The 11,232-nt window shown below is 73.0% G+C and carries 8 protein-coding genes and 1 pseudogene; 2 read left to right on the forward strand and 7 right to left on the reverse strand.

The window, feature by feature from the left end; translation table 11 throughout:
* Positions 1-106 precede the first annotated feature (106 nt).
* Positions 107-1,027, forward strand: coding sequence for a polyphosphate kinase 2 (ppk2, locus tag AAFN86_RS05805; RefSeq protein WP_347542285.1), 921 nt, complete (start codon positions 107-109; stop codon positions 1,025-1,027).
* 412 nt (positions 1,028-1,439) lie between these two features.
* Here the strand turns inward: ppk2 and AAFN86_RS05810 are convergent, their stop codons facing one another.
* A complete protein-coding gene (locus AAFN86_RS05810) occupies positions 1,440-3,431 on the reverse strand; it encodes a nucleoside-diphosphate sugar epimerase/dehydratase (RefSeq protein WP_347542286.1) in 1,992 nt (663 codons plus the stop codon).
* 295 nt (positions 3,432-3,726) lie between these two features.
* On the opposite strand from AAFN86_RS05810, the gene AAFN86_RS05815 reads away from it, so the two are divergent.
* On the forward strand, positions 3,727-4,677 hold the full coding sequence (locus AAFN86_RS05815; RefSeq protein ID WP_347542287.1) for a calcium-binding protein: 951 nt from the start codon (positions 3,727-3,729) through the stop codon (positions 4,675-4,677).
* Between the two features lie 53 nt (positions 4,678-4,730).
* On the opposite strand, the pseudogene AAFN86_RS05820 reads toward AAFN86_RS05815, so the two are convergent.
* From AAFN86_RS05820 to AAFN86_RS05845, 6 genes and pseudogenes are all read right to left on the reverse strand, one after another.
* Positions 4,731-5,870 (reverse strand): annotated as a pseudogene (locus tag AAFN86_RS05820) (glycosyltransferase); the annotation flags it as partial.
* Complete coding sequence (wecB, locus tag AAFN86_RS05825; protein WP_347542288.1) at positions 5,867-6,940, reverse strand: non-hydrolyzing UDP-N-acetylglucosamine 2-epimerase; 1,074 nt, start codon at positions 6,938-6,940, stop codon at positions 5,867-5,869. The pseudogene AAFN86_RS05820 and the gene wecB, both read right to left, overlap by 4 nt.
* On the reverse strand, positions 6,937-8,205 hold the full coding sequence (locus AAFN86_RS05830) for a glycosyltransferase family 4 protein (RefSeq protein ID WP_347542400.1): 1,269 nt from the start codon (positions 8,203-8,205) through the stop codon (positions 6,937-6,939). The genes wecB and AAFN86_RS05830 overlap by 4 nt, the downstream gene beginning before the upstream one ends.
* On the reverse strand, positions 8,205-9,398 hold the full coding sequence (locus tag AAFN86_RS05835) for a DegT/DnrJ/EryC1/StrS family aminotransferase (RefSeq protein ID WP_347542290.1): 1,194 nt from the start codon (positions 9,396-9,398) through the stop codon (positions 8,205-8,207). Before AAFN86_RS05835 ends, AAFN86_RS05830 begins: the two co-directional genes overlap by 1 nt.
* A gap of 39 nt (positions 9,399-9,437) precedes the next feature.
* A complete protein-coding gene (locus tag AAFN86_RS05840) occupies positions 9,438-10,034 on the reverse strand; it encodes a sugar transferase (protein ID WP_347542291.1) in 597 nt (198 codons plus the stop codon).
* Positions 10,003-11,229: an O-antigen ligase family protein gene (locus AAFN86_RS05845; RefSeq protein WP_347542292.1), complete on the reverse strand. Its 1,227-nt coding sequence runs from the start codon at positions 11,227-11,229 to the stop codon at positions 10,003-10,005. The genes AAFN86_RS05840 and AAFN86_RS05845 overlap by 32 nt, the downstream gene beginning before the upstream one ends.
* Positions 11,230-11,232: the final 3 nt, after the last annotated feature.

Consider the following 11,232-nt stretch of genomic DNA (forward strand, 5'->3'; position numbering starts at 1 on the left):
GCCGGCCGGCTGCCCGACAGCCGCGTGAAATTCGTCGCAAAACCGTCATCCGCAATCCCTTTGAAGTCGCTAGCAGTCGGCGCAGCGACGCAGGATGGAGCCGCGCATGACCGACGACCCCAAGGACCCGCATGAGAGGTCCTGGATGGCCATCGAACTCGAGGATGATTTCGACGAGGAACTCGAGACCGAGATCGATGACGGGCGCATCCCGCAGGAACTCCGCGCCCTGTTGTCGCAGCGGCGCAAGAGCACGCTCGACCGGGGCCTCTATTTCCGTGAGTTGCTGCGTCTGCAGTCCGAGCTCGTGAAACTGCAGGACTGGGTGCAGCACAAGGGCCTGAAGCTGGTGGTGCTGTTCGAGGGTCGCGATTCGGCGGGCAAGGGCGGCGTGATCAAGCGCATAACCCAGCGCGTCAATCCGCGCGCCTGCCGCGTGGTGGCCCTGCCGGCGCCGAACGACCGTGAGAAGTCGCAATGGTATTTCCAGCGCTATGTCCCGCATCTGCCGGCGGCCGGCGAGATCGTGCTGTTCGACCGGTCCTGGTACAACCGCGCCGGTGTCGAACGCGTCATGGGTTTCGCCGATGACCGCCAGGTCGAGGACTTCTTCCGTGACGTGCCGGAGTTCGAGCGCATGCTGGTGCGCTCGGGCATCATCCTCGTGAAATACTGGTTCTCCATCACCGACGAGGAACAGCAGCTGCGCTTCCTCATGCGCATCCACGACCCGATCAAGCAGTGGAAGCTCAGCCCGATGGACCTGCAATCCCGCGTGCGGTGGGAACACTACACCAAGGCCAAGGAGGAGATGTTCGCCCGCACCAACATCCCCGAGGCGCCCTGGACCATCGTCGAGGGCAACGACAAGAAGCGGGCGCGGCTGAACTGCATCGCCCATCTGCTGGGCGCCGTCGAATACGGGGACGTGCCGCACGACCCGGTGACGCTGCCGGAACGCGTATTCAACCCGGACTACGAACGCGCGACGCTGCCGGCGGCGCTGTATGTGCCGGATCGGTATTGAAGGCGGGCGAGACCGGCCGGGAGATGCGGGGGCGCCGATCCATGGGCGCGAAGATCGGAGGGGCGCCGCCCCTCCGAGCCACCCCGCCAAAGGCGAGTGGGCCTTTGGAAACCGTCACCTGGCGCCGGGCGCCGGTGCCGAGGGTTGCTCCTGTGCCCGTTACGGCGTTCGCCGACGGCCTCCGAGCATGCCGCCCGACACCAAATCGAGGTTTCCAAAGGCCTTAAGCCTTTGGTGGGGGAGGTCCGGAGGGGGCAAAGCCCTCTCCGGTTCTTCCGCCCGCGCCATCATCGCGCCGCTGCCCCTCCGGCCGCCGCCGCCCGTGGCTCATGGGCCCCGGACCCGCTGAGAGCCACGGATTTGCGAAGCCACCGTTGCGCCATGCGGTCCCGGTGCCAGCGGCCGCCCGGCCTCACCGTGTCGCCACGGTCCCTTCCGGCGCGTGTTCGAATTCCGGCACCAGCCGCCCGAGTTGCTGCAGCGCCACCCGTGGGGTCCCGCCGCGTGCGGCCGTGGCGATCTCATCGATCGCGCGTCCCACCAGCGCCGCGTCGGCCGTGCGGGGCGTTGCCACCAGCAGGCCTGGATAGGCGGTGGGGCGCGGCGCTTCCTTGCCGTGGAACAATTCCTCGAACAGCTTCTCGCCGGGGCGCAGGCCGGTGAAGCGGATTTCCACATCCTCCTCCGGGCGCAGGCCGGCCAGGCGGATCATGCGTCGGGCGAGATCGACGATCTTCACCGGCTCGCCCATGTCGAGCACGAAGATGCCGCCATCGGCCAGCTCGGGGGGCATGTTCTCGGGGTCTGTCGTGCCGACCACGGAAGCCTGGAGCACCAGGCCCACGGCCTCGCGCACCGTCATGAAATACCGGCGCATGTCGGGATGGGTCACGGTCAGCGGCCCGCCGCGTTCCAGCTGCCGGCGGAACAGCGGCACGACGGAACCGGTCGACCCCAGCACATTGCCGAAGCGCACGGTGATACAGCGCATGCCGTCGCGGCCGGTGCGGGCTTCGTCGCCGCGGGCGGCGCGGGAACCATCGCCGCGGGCGGCGCCGGATCCATCGCCGCGGGCGGCGCGCGCTTCACGGTCGAAGGCCTGGCAGTACATCTCGGCGAGCCGCTTCGATGCGCCCATCACCGAAGTCGGGTTGACCGCCTTGTCGGTCGAGATGAACACCATCGCCAGGGAGCCGACGGCGCGCGCCGCATCGGCGACGATGCGGGTGCCGAGCGCATTGGTCAGCAGCCCTTCCAGCGGGTCGTTCTCGACCATCGGGACATGTTTCAGCGCGGCGGCGTGGAACACCAGTTCCGGGCGGATCTCCTCGAACAGCCGGCGGATGCGTGCTTCGTCGCGCACATCGGCCAGCACGGCGCGACGGACGACCTCGGGATGCTTCTCGCGCAGCTCGAGGTCGATCTCGTACAGCACGTATTCGCCATGATCGAGCAACGTCAGCGAGGCCGGGCCGAGGGCCGCCACCTGGCGCGCCAGTTCCCCGCCGATGGTCCCGCCGGCACCGGTGACCAGCACGCGGCGGCCCTGCACCAGCCGCGCCATGCCTTCGCGGTCCAGCGGCACCTGCGGTCGGTCCAGCAGGTCCTCGATCGAGACGGGGCGCAGTTCCACCTGCCGCCCTTCCGTGCCGCCGGCCGGCGCCAGGGTGGTCGGCGTTGGGGCGCGGCGCACCGGCACGCCGTGGCGGTCCGCCGCATCCAGCAACGATTCCAGCACCGGACCGGACAGCGCCGACGCAAGCACGATCACCGCCGGCAGCCGCCCCTCGGCGCGCAGCATGTCGAGCACGGCCTCGGTCTCCTCGATCGTGCCGAGGATGGCGTGGCCCTGCATGCGCCGCCCCGCCTGGCGCGCCCGCAGGGACAGGATGCCGGTGACGCGATAGGGCGCGCGGCGGTCGCGCGACAGGGCGCGCAGGAACAGGTCGGTGCCTTCCGCCGCGCCGACCAGCAGCACGTTCTGCGCGTCGGGTGAGGCCTCGCTGGCGTGGCGCGCGGCCTGGAGCAGGCTGGCGACCCGCCCCCCGGCCAGCAGCAGCCCGAGCGTGGCGGCATGGATCAGCGGGAACGCATCGTTGGGCGGCCGCCAGGCGCCCAGCAGGCGCAGCCCCAGGGCGAACAGCACAGCGGCACCGAGGGCCGCCCCGGCCACCGCCATCAGGTCGCGCGGACCGGCGAAGCGCCAATATTGCTGGGGCAGGCGCAGCGGCAGCCCGGCCAGCACCAGGGCCAGCGCCGCGCCGGGCAGCGCGGCGGCCCACCAGGCGTGCGGCGGCCAGGCGCCCGGCGCCGCAGCCCAGATGGCAACCGGCAGGGCCACCAGCGCCAGCAGGCTGTCGATCGCGAGGTTCAGCAGGATTCGAAGGGACGGGCCACGGGCCATTGCGCGGCTATAGGGCGCGCCAGCCCGGACGGCCAGCCTTCAGAAGGGTCGGCGCCGCACGGAGCGGTCGGGGCAACCCTGCTCGCCGTCACGCGACATGGCCCACAGGGCGGGGTCGCGCCGGCATCAGGGACATCGGGACCCGGGCGGCCTCGAAGGCGGTGGCCGAGGCGCCACATCCGGAACGGTGCGATTGGCCAATTGTTCCGTGATCGCTGCAAACGCATGGACACACGACACAAAGTTGTGAAAAATCATTGAACGAGAATCGAAACGGCTCGGAAGGAAACACCATATGGCGATCGCTGGAAGCACGGCCGGCAACGACACGCTCTCGAACGATACGGGCATCGCCGACACGATCTTCGGCCTGGCGGGCGACGACGTGCTCGTGGCAGGCGATTCCGGCGATGCGATCTACGGCGGGATTGGCAACGATTTCATCTTCGGCGGGGTCGGCAGTGACACGCTGGGCGGCGCCGCGGGCGCCGACACGATCATCGGCGGGGCCGGCAACGACAACATCACCGCCGGCGCCGGCGACGACGTGGTCGATGGCGGCGCCGACAACGACACCATCGCCGGGGGCACCGGCACCGATTCGCTGGCGGGCGGCGACGGCAACGACGTGCTGTATGCCGGGATCGACACCTCGGCCGACACGCTCGATGCCGGGGCCGGCGACGACCGCGCCTTCGGCAGCGCCGGCGCGAACACCATCCTGCTCGGCGATGGCGCCGACTTCACCCATGCCGGCGCGGGCAACGACACGGTGCTCGGCGACCTCGGCGCCGACACGATCCTGGGCGCGGCAGGCGACGATGTGCTGGGCGGCGAGGGCGACGACGACAGCATCGTCGGCGGTGCCGGCAACGACGACATCGATGGCGGCGACGGCAACGACGTGCTGCAGGGCAATGCCGGGTCCGACACCATCAGGGGCGGCGACGGCGGCGATGCTATCGACGGCGGCAACGGCAACGACGTGCTCTCGGGTGGGGCGGGGGCCGATACCTTCTACCTGCGGCCGAATGCCGGGTCGTTCGACGTGATCTTCGATTTCAGCGGCGACGTGAAGGGCGATGGCGATGACCTGGTGGTCGGCTCGATCGCGCTGCGCGATGCGCTGATCGCCTCCGCGACGGGCGATGAGACGCAGACGCTGATGTCGGCCAACAACGTGACGGTGCTGCTGGTCGGCGTCGACGTGGCGACGGTGACGACCGACTGGTTCCTTATCGGCTGACGGCCGGCAGCGGCTGGTGCAACCAGCGACTGGTACAACTGCACCAGTCGCGCCGCCTCCCTCTCCCAGGCGAAATCCTCCCGCGCGGCGCGCCAGCCGGCGGCACCCAGCGCTGCGCGGCGGGACGGGTCGGACAATGTGACGACCGCCGCGGCGACGGCGCCGGCGTCGCCGCTGTCCACCAGCAACCCGCATCCGGCCTGGCGCACCACCGCGGCGACTTCCTCGGCAAAATCGGGCGCGATCACCGGCAGCCCGGCCGCCATCGCGTCGAACAGCTTGTGCGGCAACGCCAGGCGGTGATTCTCCTCGCCGCGCTGGAACAGCACCAGCGCCACGTCGCAATCGCGCAACCGGCGTAGCGCCTGGTCCTGCGGCAGCCAGCCGGTGACCTCGACGCGGTCGGACAGGCCCAGCGCAGCAGCCCGGGCATGGAACGCGGCCTCGCTGCCATCGGTGAAGCGGCCGACCAGCACCAGCCTTGTGTCCGCGGCGGATCGTGCCAGCACATCCAGCATGCAGGGCCAGCCGCGCGCCCGCGTGACCGCGCCCAGATGCCCCAGCACCAGCGGCCCGGATCCGTGCGGGCGCGGCGCCGCCACGGGGGACGGCGCGTAGTTGCGCACGGCGACGACCGGCACCAGGGCGAAGGCCCCGTCGAGGCCATCCTTCGCCACCACCACCGCATCCGCGCCAAGGCCCATGAGGCGGCAGGCCGCGCCGATCGCCAGCCGCGCGAGCGGCCGCAGGGGCCGCGGCAGCCGGCCATCGAGGCGCGAGGGATAGTGTTCATGCACATCGAGCACGATGCGCGCCCCGCATCGCCAGCCCGCGATCAGCGCCGCCAGCCAGGCATCGGGTTCCGACGCATGGATCACCGCCGGGCGCAGCGCCGCCGCGTCGCGCGCCAGCGCCCACAGCCCGCGCAGGCGGCGGTGCCGGTGGCACAGGATCTCCACCCCGTCGATGCGCGCCGGGCCGGCGGCCGCGTCGGGGCACAGATGCACCACCCGCCAGCCGGCGGTGGCCAGCGCCGCGCCCTCCTTGCGGACCACGCGCGTGTCGCCGGGCGGATGCGCGGCCGACAGCAGCAGCACCGGGCCCACAGCTGCGGCCCCGGCAGGGTCGCTGGCGACGTCCATGGCGTCGGCAACGCCGGCACCGTCCGGGGCGGCCTTCGCCAGCACCCTCATGCGGCCAGCACCTCCGCCAGGTGCGCGCGCATGCGCACGCCTGCATGGCCGTCCCACAGCGGGATGGACCGCGCTCGGCCGGGCGGGTCCAGCACGGCACGCGCCAGGGCCTGCGGCGTCACCAGCCGGTTGCCGCCGGCCGCGATGGTGACCGGGCGCTCGGTGGACGGGCGCAGCGTCAGGCAGGGCAGGCCCAGCGCGGCCGCTTCCTCCTGCACGCCGCCACTGTCGGTGGCGACCAGCCGCGCGCCGGCCATCAGCGCCAGGAAGTCGAGGTAGCGCAGCGGCGGCAGCATGGTGACCCCGGTCGGCGGCTGGCAGCCGAAGGCCCGCATGCGCGCGGCGGTGCGCGGATGCAGCGGCCAGGCCAGCCGCAGGTGCCGCGCCGCCGCGGACAGGCCCTCCAGCATGGTCGCCAGGGTCGCGGGGTTATCGACATTGGCCGGCCGATGCAGCGTGACGACACCGTAGCCGCCCGGCACCAGCCCCTGCGGCAGGGGGCGCCGGCGCGCCCGCGGCAGGTGGCGCAGCAGCGTGTCCACCATGGCGTTGCCCACCGCGCGCACCCTCGCCGCGCCGTAGCCGTCGGCGACCAGGCGCATCGCCACCTCGTGGTCCGGCGCCCACAGCAGGTCGCTGATCGCATCGAGGGCGCGGCGGTTGATCTCCTCGGGCATGTCGCGGTCGTCGCAGCGCAGCCCGGCCTCCAGATGCGCCAGCGGGATGCCCAGCTTGCGGGCCGCGAGCCCGGCCGCCAGCGCGCCATCGACATCGCCGGCGACCACCACCATGGTCGGGCGGCGTTGCCTCCAGGCGGCCTCGGCGGCGATCATGGTGCGTCCGGTCAGCTCGGCATGGCCGCCGCCGGACACGCCCAACGACATGGTCGGCGCCGGCAGCCCCAGATCCTCCAGCAGGTCGCCGAACATCGCCGCATCGTGGTGCTGGCCGGTATGCAGCAGAAGCGGCGTGCAGATCGGCGCAGCCTCGGCCAGGGCGTGCCACAGGGCGGCGAGCTTCGGCAGGTTCGGCCGCGCCGCGGCGACCAGGTGGATCTCGGGCAGGCTCATCGCAGGCTTGCTCCACCCATCGCCACCGCGGAACGCCGTCCGGCGCGGTGCTGCGCCGCCCCCTCCACCACCGCGCAGAACTGCGCTGCCAGCAGCCGGCGGTCCCAGCGCGCCACGGCCTGGCGCCGCGCCGCGGCACCCATGGCTTCCCGCAGCGCCGGGCGGGCCGCCAGGTGCCGCAGGGCCTCGGCAAGCGCGGGCGCGTCACCGGGCGGCACGACGATGCCCGAAGGGCCGTCCTCGACGATGCGCGCCGCGCGGCCCGGCTGGTTGGTCACCACGGGCCGACCGGCGGCCAGGCCGTCCATCAGCTTGTTGGGCGATGTCCATTCGGCGAAGGCCGGCACGTCTGCCAGCACATGCAGCGCGATCTGGCAGCCGGCATGCAGCGCGCCGACCATGGGCCGGGGCAGCGGGTCGAGGAAGGTGACGTTGGTCAGCCCCTCCGCCTGCGCGCGGGCGACCAGGGCCGGCTTTCCGGCGCCATCGCCGACCAGCAGGATGCGCAGCCGGTGCTCGCCGCCGGCGCGCAGGAAGGCCGCGGCATCAAGCAGCGTGCCGAGCCCATTGGCCCGCCCATGCGCCCCGGCATAGAGCGCGATGCATTCATGCGAGCCTGCGGCCTCCGGTCGCCAGCCGGCGACATGCGGGCCGAACAGGCCGAGGTCGCAGCCATTGGGCACCACATGCACGTCGGCCGCGACGGCGCCGCGGGCCAGTGCGGTGGCGGCCATGCCCTCGGACAGCGCGACCACGGCGGCCGCGCGCCGGCAGGCGGCATCCGCCAGCCGCCCCATCACCGCCAGGACCGGGCCGGGCACGCCACCCATCGCGTGCGGCAATTCGGGCCAGGGGTCGCGGATCTCGAAGACGAAGGGGGTGCCGCGCAGCGACCGCGCGGCGAGCGCCGGCAGCGCGACGGTCAGCGGCGTCGAGGACGCCACCACCAGGTCGAAGCGCCGGGCCACCGCCAGCCGCGTGGTCGCCGCCGCATAGCGCAGGAAGGCCGTCGCCCGCGCGGCCAGCCCCATGGCATTGCCGCAGGCGATGTCGAATTCGACGATGTCCAGCCCCGCCAGCCGGCCTTCGCGCCCGCCGCGCCGAAACGGCCCGTCGAGGCCGGTCGCGGCACCATCGTAGCGGCCGCAGGCCATCGTCACCGCATGGCCGCGGGCCACCAGGGCCCGGGCGAAGCCGTCGCTGCGCGTCGCGGTGCTGCCGACGGGCGAGGAGTAGTGCTGGTGAAGATACAGGATGCGCAGCATCACGCGCGGCAGGCCCCCCGGATGGCGGCGATGACGCGGTCCTGGTCGGCCTCGGCCATGCCGGTGCCCGAGGGCAGGCACAGGCCCCGGGCGAACAGCGCCGACGCCACCGCGCCGCCGGCGCGCGGCGCATCGCGGAACACCGGCTGGTCGGGCAGCGGCTTCCACACCGGGCGGCTTTCGATGCCGGCGGCGTCGAGCCCCTCGCGCAGCGTGTCCCGGTCGGTGCCGAAGCGGGCGGGATCGACGAGCAGGGCGGTCAGCCAGCGTGTCGTCATGCCCCAGGGCGCCTCGGGCATGAGGGTGATGCCGGGCAGGTCGGACAGCGCATCGGCATAGCGGTGGAACAGGGCGCGGCGCGCCGCCACGCGGCGGTCCAGCGCCGCCAGCTGGGCCGTGCCGACCGCGGCGAGCAGCGAGGGCATCGCATAGGCATGCCCGGTCGCCGAATGCTGGTAGTGCGGCGCGGGGTCCTTGGCCTGGTTCGCCAGGTGCCGCGCGCGCGCCACCAGCACCGGGTCGTCGGACACCAGCGCCCCGCCACCGCCGGCGGTGACGATCTTGTTGCCGTTGAAGGACAGGGCGGCGACCCTGGCGCCCCGGCCGGCATGCCGGCCGCGAATGCTTGCGCCCAGACCTTCCGCGCTGTCGCTGACCACCGGCACGCTCCAGTGGTCGCAGGCGGCCAGGATGGCGTCGATATCCGTGGCCTGCCCATAGATGTCCACCGCGACCACGACGCGCGGCAACCGGCCGCGCCGCGCCGCCGCCCGCAACTCGGCGCGCAGCAGGTCGGGGTCGAGCGTCCAGGAGGCCGGATCGACATCCAGGAAGCGCGGCACCGCGCCCATCTGCACGGCCGGCGCGACGCTGGCGATGAAGGTGAACCCTGGCGCCCAGACCTCATCCCCCGGCACGATGTCGAGCACGCGGAAGGCCAGGTGCAGCGCCGCGGTGCCCGATGCGGTGGCAAGCACGTGGGGGAAGCCTGTCGCGGCCGCGATGGCGGACTCGAACGCCGCAATCGCCGGGCCGGCCGGCGCGACCCAGCCGCTGTCAAGCACGCCCTGCAGCGCCGCCGCCTCATGACCCGTCAGATGCGGCGGCGAGAGATGGATCCGGCGCGGCGGCACTTCCGCGGCAAGACTGTCGAATGGCTGGGCGGCCTGGCGAAGGGGCGCGAGGAATGTCACAAAATAACGATATTGGAGTATTTGAAAATCAACCAGTGGTTATATTGATTTCTCATTCTTGAGCGCCGGCATGGTGGCATGGCCCGGCGCGCTGGCGCCGCGCCCGCCGGCGGCCAGGGCGGCGCAGTGCAGCAGCAGCAGCAGGTCGCGCGCCAGCCTCGGAGGTGCCTCGGCGTAGCGCGCATCGAGCTCGAGCCGGGCGTCCCACGGCACCGCGTTGCGCCCTGCCGCCTGCGCCAGCCCGGCAAGGCCCGGGCGCACCGCCAGCCGCAGCGCCTGGCGTTGGGAATAGTGCGGCAGGTAGTCGAGCGGCAGCGGGCGCGGACCGACCAGGCTCATCTCCCCGCGCAGCACATTGACCAATTGCGGCCATTCATCGAGAGCCAGCGCGCGCAGCACCCGCCCGGCCCGCGTCATGCGCGCCGCATCGTCCCCCGGCCCGTCGCGCAGGGTGCGGAATTTCAGCACTGTGAAGGCCACGCCGTGGCGGCCGGCGCGGAGCTGGCGGAACATCACCGGCCGGCCGAGCGCCACCCGCACGACCAGGGCCACAGCCACCATCGCCGGCGCCAGCGCCGCGATCAGCAGCGCCGCGGCGAGGAGGTCAAAGCCCCGCTTGCCGAAGCGCCGGTACATGCCGTGGTGCTGCCGTGATGCCGAGCCCGAGCGCGAGACCGAGCGCGAACCAGGCCATGCGGTTGCCCAGGTCGGTGGACACCATGACGGACAGCGCGACCGGCAGCGACAGCGCCGCCACCCGCGCGGCGTGCCCGGCCGCGACCCGCGCGCCGAGGACCACCGCCGCCAACGCCCCGCCACCGAAGGCCGCGAGCCACAGCACCAGCCCCGGCACCCCGCCTTCCGCCATGGCCTCGATCAGATGGTTGTGGGGATACAGGCCGCGCCGCTCGCCATGTCCGGCGGCGATGGTGAAGCCGCCGGTGCCAAGGCCCCAGGGCAGCGCCGCGCCGCCCTGTTCCGCCGCTGCGCGCCACAACGGCAGGCGACCCGAGGATTGTGCGACCTCCCCTTCCGACAGCCGTTCCAGCGTGCGCAGACCGGCGGCGAGCGGCGGGTCCGCCAGCACCACCGCCAGCACCATCACGGCACCCACGACCACCGCGCCCGGCCACAACAGCGCGATGCCGCGCCGCCGGCCGCGCCACAGGACGATCGCCGGCGCCACCGCCAGCGCCAGTGCCAGCGCCGCTAGGGCGGCCCGCCCGCCGGGCATCAGCGCCGCCGCCGCGAGCAGCCCCGCCAGCCCCAGCCAGCCGAGGCGCCGTGCCAGGCGCGGCGTCTCCGCCGCCCGGATAGCCGCCACCGCGGCGGCCGAGGCGATCGCCAGCCCGGCGATCTGGTACTGCACGCGGACCTGGTCGGGGCTGGCGCCCGGCAGGCCGCCCAGCACGATGCTGTCGGTCGCCAGGCCCCAGACGATGGTGGCGGCGACAAAGACGCCGATCGCCAGGGCGCCGTCGGCGCAGCGCGCCAGCGCCCGGCCCTGCGCGGCGATCGCCATCCCCGCCGCCAGCATGGCAGGGCCCAACAGCACGGCATCCGGCAACTTGGCGGCGAGGATGCCGCGCGAGGGACTCCAGGCGCCGGCAAGCACCATCCACAGCCACAGCGCACCACAGGCGGCGAGCGGTGGGCCCAGCAGCGGATCAGCCCGCCAGGCCGATCCGGCAACAAGCAGCGGTAGCACGGCCAGCAGGCCCGCTGCCGCCACAACCGTCAGGTCGAAAGGCAGCGCCGCGACGATCGGCGTCGATTTCAGCGCGCCGGCGAAATGCAGGATGGCGGCCAGGAGGCCGGCAAGGGCGGTCATGCG

The organism is Roseomonas sp. CAU 1739 (assembly GCF_039839775.1).
In the GTDB taxonomy this organism is placed as follows: Bacteria; Pseudomonadota; Alphaproteobacteria; order Acetobacterales; family Acetobacteraceae; genus Neoroseomonas.

Coding starts and splice junctions, on each gene's coding strand:
- ppk2 (WP_347542285.1), top strand. CDS start 107: ATGACCGACGACCCCAAGGACCCGCATGAGAGGTCCTGGATGGCCATC.
- AAFN86_RS05810 (WP_347542286.1), bottom strand. CDS start 3,431: ATGGCCCGTGGCCCGTCCCTTCGAATCCTGCTGAACCTCGCGATCGAC.
- AAFN86_RS05815 (WP_347542287.1), top strand. CDS start 3,727: ATGGCGATCGCTGGAAGCACGGCCGGCAACGACACGCTCTCGAACGAT.
- wecB (WP_347542288.1), bottom strand. CDS start 6,940: ATGAGCCTGCCCGAGATCCACCTGGTCGCCGCGGCGCGGCCGAACCTG.
- AAFN86_RS05830 (WP_347542400.1), bottom strand. CDS start 8,205: ATGCTGCGCATCCTGTATCTTCACCAGCACTACTCCTCGCCCGTCGGC.
- AAFN86_RS05840 (WP_347542291.1), bottom strand. CDS start 10,034: ATGTACCGGCGCTTCGGCAAGCGGGGCTTTGACCTCCTCGCCGCGGCG.
- AAFN86_RS05845 (WP_347542292.1), bottom strand. CDS start 11,229: ATGACCGCCCTTGCCGGCCTCCTGGCCGCCATCCTGCATTTCGCCGGC.